Below are 20,500 nucleotides of genomic sequence, written 5' to 3'. Positions count from 1 at the left end.
AATTACACCTCTACTTTTTTATTACGAGCTACATTAATTTTGCTACTAAGCTCTTTTATTTTATCTCTTAAAACAATTGCATCTTCAAATTTCTCATCATTAACAGCCTCTTCTAGCTCAAATTTAAGCTTATCAATAAGCTTTTTTTTAGACAATCTCTTGTCTGAAATAATTTTTTCAAAATCATAGCCAGCATTTTTATTTTTATTATTAAGTTCTTTTTCTAAAATATTTTGAATCTTTTTAACAATTGTCTTGGGAGTAATATTATTTTTTTTATTATAATCAATCTGAATTTGACGCCTTCTATTAGTCTTCTCAATTGCCTCTTGCATAGCTACACTAATTTTGTCGTAATACATTATTACAAGTCCATTAGAATTTCTAGCAGCCCTACCAATTGTTTGTATTAATGAAGTAGTAGATCTTAAAAATCCCACCTTATCAGCATCTAATATTGCAACAAGAGATACTTCTGGAATATCCAAGCCCTCTCTAAGCAAGTTAATGCCAACAATAACATCAATTTCAGATTTTCTAAGAAGCGAAATAACTTCCACTCTCTCAAGAGTGTCAAGCTCTGAATGCAAATATTTTGCCCTTACACCAAGACTTACTAAATATTCAGTCAAATCTTCAGACATTTTTTTTGTCAAAGTAGTAATTAAAACCCGTTCTTTAAAGGCTACTCTTTTTTGAATTTCACTGTAAAGATCTTCCATTTGCCCATCAGAGTGCCTAGTGATAATTTCAGGATCAACAAGACCTGTGGGACGAATTATTTGATCAACAACCACACTACTTTTCTCATTCTCTTCAACACCCGGAGTTGCAGATACAAACACAACCTGATTAATTAATGCGTCAAATTCATCATATTTAAGAGGTCTGTTTTCAAGCGCTGCAGGCAGTCTAAACCCAAAATTAACAAGATTTAATTTTCTAGAATGATCTCCATTATACATTCCCCTAAATTGGGGCAATGTAACATGAGATTCATCTACAAATAATAGGTAATCTTTCGGGAAAAAATCAAAAAGACAATAAGGTCTTTCCATTGTACTTCCACTCAAATATTTAGAATAATTTTCAATGCCCGAGCAAAACCCTGTTTCTCTAAGCATTTCCAAATCATACTCTACTCTTTGCTTGAGTCTCTCGGCTTCTACAAGTTTGCCATTATCTTTAAAATATTGACATTGAAGACTTAAATCATGAGATATTTTAGGTATAGCTTCTAATACGTTTTTATAAGGAATGACAAAATAAGATTTGGCAAAAAGAGTAAAACTACTTGTGGCTCCTAAATTCTTCTTAGAAAATGAACTAACCCTATATATTTCAACAATCTCATCAAAATCCAAACAAATTCGATAAGCAAACTCTCCATGCTCACTGCTAGGCCAAATTTCAACAATATCTCCCTTGATCGAAAATTTATCTCTTTCTAGAGTCATTAAAGTTCTTTCATAATAAAGCTCTACAAAAATATCTGAAATTTCTTTAATAGAAATCTTTTGACCTACAAAAAATTCTCGTGCTGATTTTTTGAAAAAATCTGGAGATCCAAGAGCATAAATTGAAGATACAGTTGCAACAACAATTACATCTCGTCTTTTAGCAAGAGACGTTACCGTTCTTATCCGCTTAATTTCTATCTCAGTATTAATAGTGGCTTCTTTTTCGATAAATAAATCTTTTGAAGGCACATAAGACTCCGGCTGATAATAGTCATAATAAGAAACAAAATATTCAACAGCATTATTTGGGAAAAAATCCTTAAACTCTCTATAAAGTTGTGCTGCCAATGTTTTGTTGTGACTGACAACTAAAGCGGGTCTGTTTAGATCTTTGATTATATTTGCAATTGTAAAAGTCTTTCCGCTGCCTGTAACACCTTTTAAAGTTTGATACTTATTCCCCAGCAAAATAGAATTTTCAATCTCTTTTATTGCTTTAGGCTGATCACCAGCGGGAAGATATTCTGACTTCAAAAAAAAATCTAGCATTAATTTAACGACCAAAATTTAATACACATTCTTATAAATTATATGATAATAAATTCTATATCAAGTATATAATTCATTATAAATCAATATAATTTAATTAATCTTTGTTTAATAAAATAAAATATAAAAGGAAATATTGATGCAAATAATCGAAGCTCAAAGAAAATTAAAAAATTACATTCTTCTTGAAGAAGATATGTATTTCAAAGAAGAAGCAATAAAAATTCAAAAAACAAATAATTCAACAGAAATTCTAAATAGATTTTACAAAGATCTAGAATTTGGCACTGCTGGAATAAGGGGAATCATTGGAGCTGGAACATGCTACATGAACACATATAACGTAAAAAAAATAAGCCAAGGAATATGCAATTATGTACTTAAAATAAATAAAAACCCTAAAGTTGCCATAAGCTATGATTCAAGATATTTTTCAAAAGAATTTGCTTATAATGCTGCTCAAATTTTTGCCTCAAATAATTTTGAAACATATGTATATAAAAGTTTAAGACCCTCCCCCCAACTATCTTATACAATAAGAAAATTTGATTGTGATATTGGTGTTATGATAACAGCAAGTCATAATTCAAAAGAATATAATGGATATAAAGCATATTGGAAAGATGGAATTCAAATAATACCACCTCATGACAAACTAATAACTAATGAAATCAAAAATACAAAAAATATAACAAATACAATTACCATAAAAGAAGGTCTTGAAAAAGGGATCATCAAAGAACTTGACAATGAAATAGACGACGAGTATGTGAAAACAATAAACAAAGAATTCCCTAATTTTGAAAAAGACAGCGAAGAAACAAACTTAAAAATAGCCTACACGGCATTACATGGTACCGGCGGAACCATAATAAAAAAACTATTTGCAAATAGTAAAATACAGCTTTTTTTAGAAAAAAGCGAAATACTACCAAACCCTGAATTTCCAACAATAAATTATCCTAATCCGGAAAAACAAACATCAATGTTTAAAGTAATAGAGCTTGCAAAAAAAGAAGATTGTGACATTGCCCTTGCAACAGATCCAGATGCTGACAGAATAGGAATTGCATTTAAAGATCAAAACGAATGGATATTCTTAAACGGAAATCAAATATCATGCATTTTAATGCACTATATACTCTCAAAAGAAATAAATCCTAAAAATACATTTGTAATATCATCATTTGTAACAACACCAATGCTAGAAAAAATTGCAAGAAAATATGATTCTCAAATTTTTAGAACTTACACAGGATTTAAATGGATAGGAAACTTAATTAATGAAATGGAAAAAAATGAACCAAATAAAAAATTTGCCTTTGCATGCGAAGAAAGTCATGGATATCTAATAGGAAGAGAGGTTAGAGATAAAGATGCATTTTCAGCCATAAAAGGAATTTGCTCTTTAATGCTTGAATTAAAAGCTAAACACAAAACAATTAAAGATTATCTTGAAAAGATATACAAAGAATTTGGATACTATGAAGAATTTAATATAGAAAAAAACTTTAAAGGGGTCAATGGAGAAATTCAAAGAGAAAAGTTAATGCTAAAACTAAGAAAAGAACAAAAAGTACAATTTGCGGGTTTTAAAATAATTGAAAAATTAGACTATCAAACTCTTAAAAAGATTAATTTTAAAAATGAAATTTCAGAAATTAAAGAATATAAATATCCCACAAACACAATAAAATTTATACTTGAAAACGAAATTATAATAATTGTAAGACCCTCTGGAACAGAGCCAAAAATTAAATTTTACATATCTGTAAAACTAGAGTATAAGGAAAAACATAAAATATTTGGTATAATAAATGCAATAAAGATGGAGATAAACAAATATTAACATAACAGAAAATTTAATAAATTTGGTAGAAATAGACTCAAAAGAAATTGCAAGAAAAAATAAAAATAAAGAAGTTTCAATTTGGCACTTATTAATGTCTATAATTACTACTCCCAAAAAATCCGAAATAAAATTTATAGATATCAAAACTCTAAAAAACATTAAACAAGAAGCTATATGTGAAATAGATAAACTAGAGAAAATTTTAATAGAAAAAAACGAGATAATTATTCCAAAAATCAATAAAGAAATCTTTACTCTCATAAAAAAAGCTAAAAAGGAATTTAAATCTAAACCTTTAATAGGGGCAAAAGAAATTTTTTATCAAATATTAAAAAATAAAAAACTTCTCAAAAAGCACAAACTAAGTAAATCTAGATTTAACTTTAAAGATCAAAATATATTAGAATACATGAAAAAAAATAAAATAAGATTAATTGAAACCTACAAAGAATTTGACGAAGAAATACGACTTGAAAATGAACACTTTGAAATTGAAAAGTATGTCAAAAATTTAACAGCACTTGCAAAAGACAAAAAATTAGACCCCTTGATTGGAAGAGAAGCAGAGATCAAAACTCTTGCAAATATACTCTTGAGAAGAAACAAAAACAGCGCAATGCTAATAGGCGAACCTGGAGTGGGGAAAACAGCAATAGTTGAAGGCCTTGCATCAAGGATAGTACAAAAAAAAATAAGTAGCAAACTACAAGACAAAACAATTTTAATGCTTAAGGTTTCAAACTTGGTATCGGGAACAAAATATAGAGGCGAATTTGAAGACCGTTTAAATAATATAATTAAGTATATCGAAAAAAATAAAAACACAATCATATTTATTGACGAAATACACACCCTAATAGGGGCTGGAAACTCTGAGGGAGCTCTTGATGCATCAAACATACTAAAACCATCACTTTCTAGAGCTGAAATACAAATTATTGGAGCAACCACCTACAATGAATATAGAAAATATATTTTAAAAGATAAAGCATTCGCCAGAAGATTCCAAATAATTACTGTAAGAGAGCCTGATGAAAAAGATACACTAAAAATAATCGAAAATATTGCAAAAAATTTTGAAGACTATCATGGGGTAATCTATGAAAAAAGTGCGCTTTTAAATATAGTAAAACTTTCATCCAAATATCTAATAAATAAAAGATTTCCGGATAAAGCAATAGATGTAATAGACATCGCCGGCGCAATTAAAAAGGAAGAGCTTGCAAAAGACAATATCATAACATCAGAGGATATACAAAAAGCAATAAATGAAATACTATCTATTAAAACGGCAAATAACACTAAAGAAGAAATTTTAGAATTAAAAGAAGTAGAAAGCGAAATAAATAAAAAAGTGATCGGACAAAAACATGCAGTAAGCGAACTTATTAAAGAAATTATTAAAATCAAACTTGGACTTAATGATGTTTCCAAACCTTTAACCTCAATATTGTTAATAGGATCAAGTGGCTGTGGAAAAACTGCTTTGACTGATGAAATATCTAAAAAAATTATCAAGGATCAAAATTCGGTATTAAGACTAGATATGTCAGACTACAAAGAGGAAAACTCTATTTCAAAATTAATTGGCACAAATCCAGGATACGTAGGCTACTCTGATGGGGGCATTCTGACAAATAAATTAAAGCATTCATTTGAAACTTTAATATTGTTTGAAAACATTGAAAATGCTCACAACTCTATATTAAACCTAATAAGTCGAATGCTTGAAAATGGAGAACTTATTGATAGCAAAGAAGATAAAATATTATTTAAAAACACAATTATAATAATGACTACAAACATTGGATCTAGAATGCTTCTTGGAGAAAAAAATATTGGATTCAACAAAAATCAACAAAAAAGCTTAGAAACAAAAAACTTTAAAGAAGAAATAAAACAAGATCTTGAAAAAAGATTTAAGTTATCCCTTTTAGACAGAATTCAAAAAAAAATTATCCTAAATGTCCTTACAAAGGAGAATGTAGAAGAAATTTGCAAAAACTACTTAAACACACTTAAAACAAAATTTTACTCCAAAGGAATCGAAATAGAAATAAAAAAAGATGTTGACAAATTCATAACCACAAAATACTATAAAAAAAATTCAGGAGCAAGAAGCGTAATTGCTGCAATAAAGGAAAAAATAGAAGAAAATATTATCACCAAAATAGCTGAAAATCAAAACATAAATAAAATAATGATTTATTTAGAAAAAGAAAAAATAATAATAGAATAAAGAGGAATTATAATATGTTTAAAAAAGTAGAAAACAATGCAAATTTTCCCAAAATAGAAGAAAAAATATTAAAATTTTGGAATGAAAACAAAATTTTTGAAAAATCAATAAAACAAAGAGAAGGATGTGAAGAATTCACATTTTATGACGGACCGCCTTTTGCAACAGGACTTCCTCATTTTGGCCATTTTGTTCCAAACACAATAAAAGACATAATTCCAAGATATCAAACAATGCAAGGCAAATATGTTAAAAGAAATTTTGGATGGGATACCCATGGGCTGCCTGTTGAATACGAAGTAGAAAAAAAATTGGGAATTTCTGGAAAATACGAAATAGAAAATTATGGCATTGGAAATTTTAACAAAGAATGTAAAAAAATAGTACTCAGATATACAAAAGAATGGAAAAATATAATATTGAGACTTGGAAGGTGGGTAGATTTTGAAAAAGGCTACAAAACTATGGATATAAGCTTCATGGAATCTGTATGGTGGGTATTTAAAAATCTTTATAACAAAGGTTTAATTTATGAAAGTTACTATGTACTCCCCTATTCCCCAAAGCTTGCAACTCCGCTTTCAAATTTCGAAGTGAATCTTGGAGAATACAAAGAAGTCAATGACCCATCATTAACAATAAAATTTAAAATCAAAGATAAAAACGAATATTTACTAGTATGGACAACCACCCCTTGGACATTGCCTTCAAACCTTGGAATTGCAGTAGGACAAGAGATAGAATATTCTAAAATTTTTGACAAAAAAAAAGAAGATATTTTAATACTTGGATCAAAAAGAATTAAGAGCTATTATGATGATGAAAATTTATATACTATTATAGAAAAATTTAAAGGAAGCAGACTTGAAGGCATAGAATATGAACCTATTTTTAACTACTTTTTAGAACAAAAATATAAGGGAGCCTTCAAAGTACACACAGCTGATTATGTTACAACTGACGATGGAACAGGAATTGTTCATCTTGCTCCTTTTGGAGAAGAAGACTATAGAATACTTAAAAAAAACACAAATGTCGATATAATAGACCCTTTAGATGCTGAATGTAAATTTACAAATCAGGTAAAAGATTTTAAAGGACTTTTTGTAAAAGATGCTGATAAAAAAATAATAGAAAACCTAAAATTACGCAATTTTTTATTCAAGAGAGAAAATTATCTACACAGGTATCCATTTTGCTATAGAACAAACTGTCCAATTATTTACAGACCAATAAGCTCGTGGTTTGTAAATGTAGAAAAAATAAAAACCAAACTCTTAGAGTCAAATGAAAAAATTAATTGGATGCCAGCCCATTTAAAAAAAGGAAGATTTGGAAAATGGTTGGAAAATGCAAAAGATTGGGCAATAAGCAGAAACAGATTTTGGGGAAATCCAATTCCAATTTGGATATGCTCAAAAACAGGAAAAAAAATTTGCGTTGGATCAAAAAAAGAGCTTGAAGACCTATCCGGTCAAAAAGTCGAAGATTTACATAAAGACCAAATAGATAAAATAACCTGGCCAAGCAAAGACGGTGGCACATTTATCAGAACAAGCGAAGTTCTCGATTGTTGGTTTGAATCTGGAGCAATGCCTTACGCAAGCAACCATTATCCATTCACAAATGAAAATAATTTTAAAAATATATTTCCTGCTGACTTTATTGCAGAGGGTCTAGATCAAACAAGGGGATGGTTTTATACTCTTACAATTCTGGGAACTGCTCTTTTTGAAAACACAGCATTCAAAAACGTCATTGTAAATGGACTTGTGCTTTCAAGCGATGGAAGAAAAATGTCAAAATCCTTTAAAAATTATACAGATCCAATGCAAGTAATAAACACCTTTGGAGCTGATGCTTTAAGGCTTTATTTAATAATGAGCCCTGTAGTTAAAGCTGATGATTTAAAATATAGTGACAATGGAGTAAGAGACGTTCTTAAAAATATAATAATACCTATTTGGAACGCTTATTCATTTTTCACAACTTATGCAATAATTGATAAATTTAAACCTCCAAAAAGGCTCAATCTAGTTAAAAACAATACCCTTGACAAATGGATCATAAGCGAACTTGAAAGCCTAAAAAAAATACTAAATGCAGAAATAGATAAATACAATCTAACAAAGTCAATAGAATCTTTACTTGAATTTATAGATAAATTAAATAATTGGTACATAAGAAGATCAAGGCGAAGATTTTGGAAATCAGAAAACGATAAAGACAAAAATGATGCCTACGAAACATTATATTATACAATCAAAACTTTAATGATTTTACTTGCACCCTTTATTCCATTTATAACAGAAGAGATTTATCAAAATTTAAAAACCGATGAAGATAAACAATCAATACACCTTAATGATTATCCAAAAGCAAATGAAAATTTCATTAACAAAACAATTGAAGAGAAAATAAATCTTGCAAGAAAAATAACTTCAATGGCAAGATCACTCAGATCATTGCACAATATAAAAATACGAATGCCTATTAGTACGATATATATTGTCACAAAAAATCAAAATGAACAAAATATGCTAATGGAAATGCAAGAAATAATATTAGATGAAATAAATGCAAAAGAAATAAAAATAAAAGATAACGAAGAGGAGCTTATAACTTACAAAGCAAAAGCAAACTTTAAAGAACTTGGAAAAAAGCTTGGAAAAGATATGAAAGCGGTATCTGCTGAAATTAGAAAGCTAAAAAATGAAGACATAATAAAAATAATAAATGGAACATCATATGAAATAAAAATAACCAATGCAAAGCATTATTTGTCATTAAATGATATAATATTGGAAAGGGAAGAAAAAGAAAACTTAAAAGTAATAAATGAAGAATCCATTACAATAGGAATAGACTCACTAATCACTAAAGATTTATATTTGGAAGGGCTTACAAGAGAATTTGTAAGACAAATACAAAATTTAAGAAAAGAAAAAAAATTTGATGTTAGCGATAGAATAAATCTATACATAGAAAATAATGAAACTTTGAAAGAAATGCTAAATAAATTTGAAAAATACATTAAAACTGAAACTTTAGCCTTAAATATCATATTAAACAAAAGTAAGATAGAAAAAAAAATAAACCTTGCCGATGACATATTTACACTAATAGGAATTGAAAAATGTTGAAAACATTAACAAAAATAATTACCATTTCATGCCTCATAGTGGGATGCGCCAGTCTGCCTTACAATCCTCCAAAACAAAATCTAAATTACTTAATGGAACTTTTACCTGACGCAAATTTATACGCCCATGTAAATTTAATTAAAAACAGGTCTATTTATAACTCCTTAAGGCCCCAATATAAATCCTTTCTCGGATTTATAAGCGATTTATACTTTAGCTATAAAAAAGAAAATAACGACTTCGCTCTACTAATAATGGGCAATTTCCCAAAAGATATTTTTTGGGGAATTCATAAAAATAGAAATACAGAATCAATAGGCAATATACTTACAAATCCAAAATGGAAACTTAAAAATTCAAATATATACATTATTCCAAACAAAGCTAGAACCAGCATTACAATAACCCAAAAAGATAAACCCGTAAAGGACAATAATATACTAACAAAAAAATATATTAGAGAAATAGAAAAAAATGAAATGTTTTTCTGGTTTCAAGATTCAGCATTATTGCTCTCAAATCAAATAGTAAGCAGCAAAAATTTAATCCCCTTTAGCAGTGGAACTTTGTCTATAAACAGCTTAAATCAAGACGAATATATTTTCAAATCCTTGATCAAAACAAATAACCCACCAATACTAAAAATATTGTCAAAAAAGTTAATTCCAGCAATATTGACAAACATGACTAATCTCACAATATCAAGCCATATAAAAAGTACAATAAAAGACCAAAACACAGTAGAAATAGAATTTAATATTCAAAAATCTAGTTTTAAAAGCCTTATAGAAAGGTTGGCTTCGAGTATCTAAACCTAAAATTTTTATCACTTCCCTAAAATGAAGTATTGTCTTGCTTTTTGCAAGTAAAATAATGATACAAAGCTCCAATTTTGCCAGATTCATTATTAAATTTAGTAGGCTCAAGTGTTACAAGATTTTTTATATTATTATTATTATCAAAAGCCATTTCTAAAGACCACAAATTTTCTAATTTTTCATATATTTTATCTATTAAATCAGGCCTTGCACTTATTCCTCCCCCAATCAAAATTTTTTCAGGATTTAAAATAAAGGTTAAATTAAAAATACCAAATGATAAATTCTCAAAAAATCTATCAACTTCATTTTTGGCATGAATATTCCCATTCTCAGCTAAATCAAAAACAAATTCTCCTGAAATTTCTTTTAAAGGTTTTCCTAATCGCATAGCAACTCTTTTTCTTAAAGCCGAAACAGACGCAATGGATTCCCATCTACAATTAAAAGGAATATTATTGCTAATACCTCTAGTAATCATAAATCCAACCTCTCCGGACATAAAAGAACTTCCTCTTAAAAGCTTGCCATTTGCAAAAATTCCAGCACCAATCCCTGTGCCAAGAGTCATGGCAATAAAATCATTAGAATCAATAGCATTGCCCTTAAATTTTTCTGCTAAGGCCACACAATTAGCATCATTTTCAATCTCTATACTTACTCCGGTTAAAGATTCTAATCGCTCTTTTAAAGGATAATTAACAAATCCAGAAATAGCATTTACCCTAAGAACATTTCCCTTAGGATCAACAAACCCAGGAATACAAATTGCAACTCCTGCTATATCAATTGATTCTTTGTAAGAATTAATAATATTAACTAAAATATTTATTTGTTCATCAGAAGTAGCGCCTGTGCTTATTTCATTTTTATCAAAAAAAACACCACTTGAATCTGAAAGCGAATATTTGGTATCAGTCCCTCCAATATCAATCGCTAAATAATGTTTCATATTTATCCTCAAAGCCTAATTGTACATAAATGATCATAAATTTTCCATAGCAATATAAGAAATTTTAGAAATCTTGTTTATAACTATTTGTGCCTTAATCATCTCCTTCAAATAAGAAACATGAGAAATTATGCCAATTTGTCGTCCGGTCATCATTTGAAACTTAGAAAGCTTAGGCATAACTTGAGCCAAAGTATCTTCATCAAGATTGCCAAAACCTTCATCTAGAAAAAAAGCTTCAATTTTTAAATCACTATCCCTTATTTTATCAGACAAAGCTAATGACAAAGCTAAAGACACAAGAAATTTCTCACCCCCAGACAAAGTTTTTACCGTTCTTATTTTATTAACATCTTTTTTGTCTTCAATTAAAAAATCAAATTCTTTGCTCTCATTGTTCGTTTTAAGCTCAAAATCAGGGAAAATCCACCTTAAATACTTTTCATTTGCCAGTCTTAAAATATCATTAATTAAAAAAGTTTGAACATAATATTTCAATCCAGAAGATCTAATAACCACCTTCCTTAAAACATCTAACTTATCTTTCCTTTCTTTAGCAAGATTTAATTCAACTCTTAGCGAGTCTAAATTAACTTTTTGTTGATTAATCTTTTTTTGAAGAGTTTGAAAATTTAAAAGCTTGATTTTATACTTTTCGATATCTCTGGATAAAAATTCAAGCTTAGAGCTAATTGATAAACTCAATTTTTGCAAGAAATACAGACTATTCTTATTGATTTGCTCCAAGGCAGTTTCTGATTCAAAAGAAAATGAACCAAAAAAAACATTTTTTAAATTTGAAATTATATTAATAAAACTATTTTGCTCTTCATTTAACCTCGCTTTTAAAGTCGATATAGATTCCTTTATAAATTTAATTTGTGTTTCAGTTTTAATTTTTAAATCTTCTAAATTTTTAAGATTTAAAAAAAGCATATTCCATTCATTTTCTACACTTTTCTGCTTAGCCAAAACAACATTAAATTCCCTTTCCAAAGAAGAATTATCATTAAAACTTAAATTTAAATTAAGTTTTAATGATAATTCCTTTATCTTTAAAAGATTTTGATCAAAATTTTTATTTTTCAAAGAAATTTCAATTTTTAAATCTTTTTTCCTAACCTTAAATTGTTCAAGCTTTTCTAATTTATTTTCAAATGATAAAATTTTTTCTCTGTCAAAATAATTTATGTATTTGTCAAATAAATTTTTTCCAATCAATCTTAAAATCTCAGCATTATTCTTTTTAAACTCCAAAGCATTAATCTCTTGTTTAGAGATTTCTTCTTGTCTGCAAGATAACTGATATTTAAGCTCATCAATTTGATTTTGTATCAAATGAAGTTTTGAATTTAAAGCGTAAAGCTCTTTCAAACTGCAAACCGATAATTTATCTTTATGCTGATAATTTTTATATTCAGCCTCAATATATTTTAACTTTTCTTTATCATTTTCAATAGAAAAATTTTTATCATCAAGATATTCTAACAACTCTTTATACAAGTCAATCTTAATATTTTTTTCCTTATTTTTATTAAAATCTTCCTTGTCAGTAGATTCCAATAGAAATTCTAACCTATCTCTATATTTTGAAATCAACTCATCATTAAAAGTTTGAAACAATTTCAATGCTTCATAGTAAACATATTTATCAAAATCAAAATTAAATTTCTCAGAAGAAATGCTTTTAATCTCATCATTTTTTTTACTCTGAGACATTAATAATTCTTTTTTTTTATCCTCAAGATTATTTTTTCTTAAAAGCAAGCTTTGATAATCATTCTTAACAAGTTTTAATTTAAAAAGATCACAATTTTTGTTATAAAGTTCCTTAACATAATTAAAATTAAAATTATTGCTATCCAAATCTTTGATTTCTTTTAAATTACTCATCACTTTTGAAAGTTCTAAATCAAGCAATCTGATATCATTAAACAATTCACCTTGCATAGCAACTAGATTTTTTAAAGTCCAAAAATCTGAACATAAATAAATTTTTCGATCCAAATCCAAATTTTCTTTTATTTTTTTTTGAAGGGAATGATCCTGCTCTAGAGAATTTAGATATTTAATCTGAGAAGATAATTGACCCTTTAAAGAAGACATTTCAATTTCCAAGTCCAAATATTTCTCATTAGACGCTATTGCCTGATTACACAAAGAAATAGCCCTTCTAATATTTTCAAGATCAATTTCTAATCGATCAATATCAACTAAATCTAAATAATTTTTAAGAGATTTATACTCACTCTCATCATATTCAAGAATTGATTTTTCATAAGATTCAGAATTCAACAATTTATCTATATTAAACTTTGTGCGCTCAAAGTCACTTTTTAAAAAAAATTCTAAATTATCATATTTTTTTAAATTAAAAATATTATCAATTATTGCAGCTTTCTCTTTGGGAGTTGAAGTTAAAAATTCTTGAAAATTGCCTTGTGGTAAAATTACAGTTTGACAAAATTGGTTAAAGTCTAATCGACAAAGACTTTTAATATGTTCTAAAACATCGATTCTACCTTCAATAATCCTATTATCAAAAAAACAATTAAGCAACATGCTTTTAGGAGTCTCTATATTTTTTACATTAAGCTCAACAAAAGATTCATAAATCCTCCCAGAAATAGTAAACGTTAATTTAACGTAAGCGCTAGTTTCGCCTTTTGATATAATATCTACAATTTTTTTTCCAAGTCTGTAAACACGAGCATATAAAGCTAAAGTTATGCAATCTAAAATGGTGCTTTTGCCTGATCCAGTATTGCCAGAAATTAAAAAAATGCCTGATTGTCTTAAAAGAAGTGTATCAAAATTTAACTCATGCTCGCCTTTATAAGAAGCAATATTTTTAAATATGAGTTTATTTATCCTCATATTCACCCAAATATCCGTTAGTTAAAACCTCATTAAAAAGAGAAATGAGCTCTTCTTCCTTAAATTTGACATCCCTAATAACGCCGTTCTCAAAATCTCGCCTCAACTTTTTCTCAAAAAAATATTTTTCATCCATTTCAAGCACCTCAAGCTCGCTAATAAAGTTGGAATTGTCTTGCAAATCCTGACCTGAGGATAAAGAATAGGAAATAGAAACTAAATTCATAAAATTAAGCCTTGCTAAATCATAAATAGCCTCCTCAGCGCTAGTATCAACTGCCTCATTAAGTTCAATTTTCAAATAAATAGTAAAAGAATCTTCTTTTTTAAAATTAGACAAAAAATCAATAACTTTATTCAAAGAACCTTTAACAAAGATTAATTTATTGAAAATCGGCACCGAAAATGCTTCTTGCAAAATTAATTTATTGTTATTAAAATGCAAAACATTTATGTATTTATCGCAAGTCTCATTAAATGAATATTGCATAGGAGATCCTGAATAAACAATATTCTCTCTTAGTTTCATAAATTTATGAATATGTCCAAGAGCAACATAAGAAAAACTATTTCCAAAAACATTAAAAGGGATAATATAACTACCTCCCAAGGTGTCAATCTTTTTAATGCTGCCAAAAAAAGAATGCGCCATTAATATCTTGGGAATTCCATTATACTTATTTTCCAAAAAATTAGATAAATTTGATAGCTTCTCTCTGTAAGCACTTTCTAAATTTTCAAGAAATAGTTTACTGGAAGACTGATCTTCTAATCTCAAAATATTGTCAAAATTTTGACCTAAAATAAGCCTTTCATTTATATGTGGAAGACAAACAACAATAAACTTAAGATTTTCATTATCCTTTAATAAAACTATTTGCTCATCAGAATCATATTCTGTTATTAGAAAAAAATTAAACCGTGAGAGAAGTTTTTTATTTATACTCAAATAATCCTTTTTGTCATGATTTCCAGAAATAACCACACACCATTTACAAGAAGTAAAAGAAAGCTCATAAAAAAAATTATTTACTAATTTTTGCTCTTCAAACCCAGGCCTTTTGGAATCATAAACATCCCCAGCAACAAGTAGAAGATCTATCTTTTCTTTTTTAATAAATTCTAAAAGAAAAGATAGAAAATCTTTCTGCTCATTAAGTATTGAAAAATTTTCAATTTTTTTTCCTATGTGCCAATCTGAAGTATGCAGAATTTTATAATTGCTCACAAAATACTCTCACTTTTTTTAATTCTTAAATTATATTTATATATTATAATACAATATATAAACATAGGGAATTTATGCAAAATAAAAAATTGATAATAGTTGAATCGCCAACAAAAGCCAAGACAATAAAAAAGTTTCTCGATGAATCATTTCTAGTAGAAGCATGCATGGGACATATAGTAGATCTACCAAACAATGCAAAAGAAATCCCCAAAGAATATAAAAAATACGAATGGGCAAATATTTCTATAGATTATAACAATGGATTCAATCCAATTTACATTATTCCCAGCAATAAAAAACCAATTGTATCAAAACTAAAAAAATTAGTAAAAACAATAAATGAAATATATCTTGCAACCGACCAAGACAGAGAAGGAGAAACTATAGCATTTCACTTAAAAGAAGTATTAAAAATCAAAAACTATAAACGGATGATATTTCATGAAATCACAGAAACCGCAATAATTGAATCACTAAAAAATACTAGAAATATAGACATGAACCTTGTTAATGCTGGGGAAACTCGAAGAATATTAGACCGACTATACGGGTATACAATCTCTCCACTACTTTGGAAAAAAGTAGCTTATGGGCTTTCTGCTGGGCGAGTACAATCTGTTGGATTAAAATTATTAATAGAAAAAGAAAAAACTAGAATAAATTTCAAAAAGGCAAATTATTATTCAATTTTACTTCAATGTAAACACGAAAAAAAAGACTTGTTGCTTGAAACAAAATTAGAAGAAATTGAAGGCAAAAATATAGCAGAAGGTAAAGACTTTGTAAATGAAACTGGAAAACTTAAAAATATCGCCAAAACAATAATAATAACCCAAGATTTAATGCCCGAGCTTGAAAAAGAATTAAAAAATGGACAAAAAATTGAATTAATTTCAATAGAAACTAAAAAAATAAAAATACCTCCCCCAAAGCCATTTACTACCTCTACACTTCAACAAGAAATAAACAAGCTCCTTAAAATTGGAACAAAGCAAATCATGCAACACGCTCAAAAACTTTACGAACACGGATACATTACCTATATGAGAACAGACTCTCATAATATTGCTAAAATCGCAAAAGATAAAATCACAAAAATAATAAAAAATAAATATGGAAAAGATTATGTAGAGGAAAAAGATAGAATTTATGAAAAAGAAAAAATGGCCCAAAATGCACATGAGGCAATAAGACCTTCTGAAATGTTTATTCCAAATGAAACCATAGAAATAGAAAGCAAAACCGCTAAAGAAATTTACAAAATAATATGGGATAGGACCATTATTTCTGGAATGAAAGATGCAATAAAAGAAAATATAAAACTGACTTTTAAGCATAAAAACTTAATTTTCAGGTCAAGTTTTACAAAAATAATTTTTGATGGATTTCTTAAACATACTAAAGAAAAAGATGAACATCTTAACATAAATTTTGATTTAATCAAAAAGGGAGATACATTTTCCATAGTTAAAATGAAAACAAGCGAGCACGAAACAAAAGCCCCATTTAGATACACAGAAGCGTCTCTTGTGCAAAAAATGGAAAAAGAAGGCATAGGTCGTCCTTCGACCTATGCGACAATTATATCAACACTTTTAGAAAGAGAATATGCATTCAAGCTTAAAAACACATTAATGCCAACTATAAAAGGGGCTGCTGTAATAAATCTTCTTGAGAAATATTTTCCAGTACTAATTGAACTAAATTTCACCTCTAACATGGAAGAAAAATTAGACAAAATAGCAATAGGAAAGCTAGATAAAATAAAATATCTAAGTAAATTTTATAATGGAAAAAAAGGACTAAAAGATACAGTAATGCAACTAGAGCCTAAAATTGATTCCTCTGAATTTAGAACTGTTATTGAAAGTCAAAACATAGAAAATAAAAATAATAACAGCATTAATAATAACAACATTAATTACACAATAAACATTGGTAAATATGGACCTTATTTGATATTCAAAGGTCATAATTACTCAATTAATACAAAAACTCCGTTAGAAAATTTGTACAAAAAAGATGAAATAGAAAAAATAATAAATGAAAAAGAGTTAAAACCCAATATACTTGGGGTTGATCCTTTAACAGGGCTTAATGTAATCTTTAAAAATACAATTTATGGAAACATTGTTCAACTGGGAGAAGACACCTATGCTCCTCAAGAATATACAAAAAAAGGAAAACCTAAAAAATTAAAAATAATAAAAGCAAAAAAAGCATCAACTAAAAAAATTGACCCTGAAAACATAACGTTGGAACTTGCTTTAAAATTGCTCTCACTGCCAAAACCAATCGGCAAACATCCTCAAACTAATGAACAAATCATTGCTGCAACTGGTGTTTTTGGGGATTATATTAAAACTGAGAGCGGAAGTATTGCTTGCTCGCTAAAAAAAGATTTAAAAGCATATAACATAACACTAGACAAGGCCATCAGCCTACTTAACGAAAGAGCCAATAAAGTGGGTATAATCGTTAAAATAATCACATTTTCTAAAAACAAAATCAACAACAAAATATATATTTACAAAAAAAACGATAAATTTTATGCTAAAATTAAAAGAAAGAAAATTGATTTACCTGATAACATTAATCTTGACGAAATAAATGAGAAATATGTATTCAGCTTGTTGTAAATATGAATGATTTCAAACTCCCAATTTATAAATACAAAGACGAATTAATTAAGGTCCTAAAAAAACATAATGTTTTAATTGTAGAAAGTCCAACAGGGAGTGGGAAAACTACCCAACTACCAAGAATAATATATGAAGCGGGTTTTGCAAAATTAGGAAAAATTGGAGTAACTCAACCAAGAAGAATAGCTACAATATCAATAGCTGAATATATTGCCAAGCATATTGGCGTAAATGTTGGAGAAGAAGTTGGTTATAAGATAAGATTTGAAGAAATTACAAGCCCAAAAACCAAGATCAAATTAATGACTGATGGAGTACTTCTGCAAGAACTAAAAAAAGATACACTGCTTTATGAATATGACGTAATAATAATAGACGAAGCACACGAAAGAAGTTTAAACATTGATTTTATATTGGGTCTTATTAAAGACATTTCAAGGAAAAGGGATGATTTTAAAATCATAATTTCGTCTGCTACGATAAACACAAAAATATTTTCAAAATATTTTAATAATGCACCGGTTGTTAGTATTGAAACCATCACTTACCCAGTACAAATAATATACAATCCTCCTCTTTTAAACACATCAAAAGGAATGATATTAAAAATAAAAGAAATTGTCTTCAACGTAATAAAAGAAAAAAAAGCAGGGGATATTCTAATATTTTTATCTGGAGAGAAAGAAATAAAAGAAACTATAAAAGAATTACAAGAATTAAACTTAAAAAAAAATTTAATAATATTTCCTTTATACGGCAGAATGCCTAAAGAAGCTCAAGAGCAAATATTCATGACCACGCCTAAAAATAAAAGAAAAATAATAGTGTCAACAAACATAGCAGAAACTTCAATCACAGTTGAAAATATAAAAATAGTAATAGATAGTGGAAAAGTTAAAACAAATAAATTCCAAACAAAAACTCATACTTATTCACTCCAGGAAGTTCCAATTTCAAAATCATCAGCAACTCAAAGAGCTGGTCGAGCAGGAAGACTTTCAAAAGGAACTTGCTACAGACTTTACAAAAGAGAAGATTATCAATTAAGAGAAGATTATCAAAAAGAAGAAATATATAGAACAGACCTATCTGAAGTAGTACTAAGAATGGCAGATATTGGAATTAGGGATTTTACCCACTTTGACTTTATATCAAAACCATCAACACATTCGATTCAAACTGCAAGCAAAATATTAAAATCTCTGGACGCTATAAACAATAAAAACGAACTTACAGAAATTGGGAAATATATGATACTATTCCCATTAATACCAGCACATTCAAGAGCATTAGTCGAAGCAATGATAAATTACCCACAAGCAATCTATCAAACCACAATAGGTTTATCATTTTTATCCACAAGTGGAATTTTTCTACTACCCCAAAATGAAGAAATGGAAGCCAGACAAGCTCACTTAAAATATAAAAATCCAATGGGAGATTTAATTGGATTTGTTAATATCTTTGAAGATTTTAAAAAAGCTCCAAATAAAGAAGCTTTTACAAAGGAAAATTATTTAGATCTACAAGGACTCGAAGAGATAGCAAATGTGCAAATGCAACTTGAAAACATTATTAGCAAATTAAATATACCAATAATACAAAAAGGTGTTTTTGACAACGAAGGATATTTAAAATCAATAATGAGAGGAATGAGAGATTATATTTGCTTTAAAACTTCAAAAAAGAAATATAAAACCATCAAAGCTCAAAACGTAATAATTCACCCCGGATCACTTATTAGTACAGATTCTGTAAAATATTTTGTTGCAGGAGAAATTATAGAAACTACAAAAATGTATGCAAGATCTATCGGGGTCTTAAAAAAAGAATGGATTGATGATATTATCCTTAATGAAGAGTTTAAACATAAAGACATATCTAGCAAAGAGAAACAAATAACAAATACCAGGCAGACAAAAATTATCAATGAAATCAAAATAGGGAAAAAAATTTTCAAGGCGGAATACAAAAATAACATTTATGTAATAAAAATCAACCTAGAATCGCTAAAAGAAATGATTTTTAAAAACGAACTAAACAATCAAAATAATGAAAATTTGAAAAAAAATAAAATACAATTGATGCATAAAAATATAACCGTTTTTAACAACAAAAAATTTTTAGAAACTATAGAAATAGTCAAAAACATGGGAAAAGATTGGCATTGTATAAAAAAATATGAAACAAAGAATGTAAACATTAACGAACCTGAAAAAATGAAAAATCTTTTAGAGTGTACAATGCAATTTATAAGCTCGCCCCCTAAAAAAAATGCTCTTTTTTTATCATTGGAAACAGATTATTCTGGAAATTTTAGACTAAAACCCAAACAAAATTTCACAATGGCAATAGAAGAATCTATGGAAAGCATAAAAAGCCTTATAGAAAACAAAGAATACATACAAAAGTTACATTCTATAAAAAAATTAATAAATAAAGTTTATAAAAAATTAAATTACTTTTTTTAAAAACTAAACCTTAGAAGCCTTGTTATAATAGAAAGATAATAATCAAATGTTATTCAAAGTTAACAGCAATGCTAACAATAATTTAAAATTATTTTAATTATTCTAAAAACAAAGTTTATAATAAATTATGAACTGGCTATCCTTTTTTTATGTTTTATTATTTTTAGTAATTTCTCCTTTGGAATTACAGAGCAATGATAAAGAAAATATAGAAAATTTAATAAAGCTACATATGCTTTATGATTTAACTAATAACCTGTCAAAAG

At 27.8% G+C, this 20,500-nt stretch carries 10 protein-coding genes; 6 read left to right on the top strand and 4 right to left on the bottom strand.

The window, feature by feature from the left end; all coding sequences use genetic code 11:
* Window positions 1-2: 2 nt before the first annotated feature.
* The gene (gene uvrB / locus LRB30_RS04270; RefSeq protein WP_231014541.1) at window positions 3-2,009 is read right to left on the bottom strand and encodes an excinuclease ABC subunit UvrB; all 2,007 of its coding nucleotides are present in this window, start codon (window positions 2,007-2,009) and stop codon (window positions 3-5) included.
* Window positions 2,010-2,148: 139 nt separating this feature from the next.
* On the opposite strand from uvrB, the gene LRB30_RS04265 reads away from it, so the two are divergent.
* The 4 genes from LRB30_RS04265 to LRB30_RS04250 are packed head-to-tail and all read left to right on the top strand — an operon-like array spanning window position 2,149 to window position 10,055.
* A complete protein-coding gene (locus tag LRB30_RS04265) occupies window positions 2,149-3,858 on the top strand; it encodes a phospho-sugar mutase (protein ID WP_231019758.1) in 1,710 nt (569 codons plus the stop codon).
* A 22-nt stretch (window positions 3,859-3,880) separates the two neighbouring features.
* Entirely contained in the window at window positions 3,881-6,100 is a 2,220-nt protein-coding gene (locus LRB30_RS04260) for an AAA family ATPase (protein ID WP_231019756.1), read from the top strand.
* 14 nt (window positions 6,101-6,114) lie between these two features.
* Complete coding sequence (ileS, locus tag LRB30_RS04255; protein ID WP_231019754.1) at window positions 6,115-9,243, top strand: isoleucine--tRNA ligase; 3,129 nt, start codon at window positions 6,115-6,117, stop codon at window positions 9,241-9,243.
* Window positions 9,237-10,055, top strand: a complete 819-nt coding sequence (locus tag LRB30_RS04250; protein WP_231014606.1) for a hypothetical protein — start codon at window positions 9,237-9,239, stop codon at window positions 10,053-10,055. Before ileS ends, LRB30_RS04250 begins: the two co-directional genes overlap by 7 nt.
* Window positions 10,056-10,077: 22 nt before the next feature.
* Here the strand turns inward: LRB30_RS04250 and LRB30_RS04245 are convergent, their stop codons facing one another.
* The 3 genes from LRB30_RS04245 to LRB30_RS04235 are packed head-to-tail and all read right to left on the bottom strand — an operon-like array spanning window position 10,078 to window position 15,118.
* The gene (locus tag LRB30_RS04245) at window positions 10,078-11,013 is read right to left on the bottom strand and encodes an ROK family protein (RefSeq protein ID WP_231019752.1); all 936 of its coding nucleotides are present in this window, start codon (window positions 11,011-11,013) and stop codon (window positions 10,078-10,080) included.
* Between the two features lie 33 nt (window positions 11,014-11,046).
* Window positions 11,047-13,890: an AAA family ATPase gene (locus tag LRB30_RS04240; RefSeq protein ID WP_231014486.1), complete on the bottom strand. Its 2,844-nt coding sequence runs from the start codon at window positions 13,888-13,890 to the stop codon at window positions 11,047-11,049.
* Window positions 13,877-15,118, bottom strand: a complete 1,242-nt coding sequence (locus LRB30_RS04235; RefSeq protein WP_231014485.1) for an exonuclease SbcCD subunit D — start codon at window positions 15,116-15,118, stop codon at window positions 13,877-13,879. The genes LRB30_RS04240 and LRB30_RS04235 overlap by 14 nt, the downstream gene beginning before the upstream one ends.
* Before the next feature lie 74 nt (window positions 15,119-15,192).
* Here LRB30_RS04235 and topA point away from each other — a divergent pair, with 74 nt between their 5' ends.
* Both topA and LRB30_RS04225 read left to right on the top strand, forming a co-directional pair.
* Complete coding sequence (gene topA / locus LRB30_RS04230) at window positions 15,193-17,760, top strand: type I DNA topoisomerase (RefSeq protein ID WP_231014484.1); 2,568 nt, start codon at window positions 15,193-15,195, stop codon at window positions 17,758-17,760.
* Window positions 17,761-17,762: 2 nt separating this feature from the next.
* Window positions 17,763-20,234, top strand: coding sequence for an ATP-dependent RNA helicase (locus LRB30_RS04225; protein ID WP_231014483.1), 2,472 nt, complete (start codon window positions 17,763-17,765; stop codon window positions 20,232-20,234).
* Window positions 20,235-20,500 lie beyond the last annotated feature (266 nt).

The organism is Borreliella americana (assembly GCF_021043605.1).
In the GTDB taxonomy this organism is placed as follows: Bacteria; Spirochaetota; Spirochaetia; order Borreliales; family Borreliaceae; genus Borreliella; species Borreliella americana.
This window is presented reverse-complemented; position numbering and strand designations above follow the sequence as displayed.

Coding starts and splice junctions, on each gene's coding strand:
- ileS (WP_231019754.1), top strand. CDS start 6,115: ATGTTTAAAAAAGTAGAAAACAATGCAAATTTTCCCAAAATAGAAGAA.
- LRB30_RS04245 (WP_231019752.1), bottom strand. CDS start 11,013: ATGAAACATTATTTAGCGATTGATATTGGAGGGACTGATACCAAATAT.
- uvrB (WP_231014541.1), bottom strand. CDS start 2,009: ATGCTAGATTTTTTTTTGAAGTCAGAATATCTTCCCGCTGGTGATCAG.
- LRB30_RS04240 (WP_231014486.1), bottom strand. CDS start 13,890: ATGAGGATAAATAAACTCATATTTAAAAATATTGCTTCTTATAAAGGC.
- LRB30_RS04265 (WP_231019758.1), top strand. CDS start 2,149: ATGCAAATAATCGAAGCTCAAAGAAAATTAAAAAATTACATTCTTCTT.
- LRB30_RS04250 (WP_231014606.1), top strand. CDS start 9,237: ATGTTGAAAACATTAACAAAAATAATTACCATTTCATGCCTCATAGTG.
- topA (WP_231014484.1), top strand. CDS start 15,193: ATGCAAAATAAAAAATTGATAATAGTTGAATCGCCAACAAAAGCCAAG.
- LRB30_RS04225 (WP_231014483.1), top strand. CDS start 17,763: ATGAATGATTTCAAACTCCCAATTTATAAATACAAAGACGAATTAATT.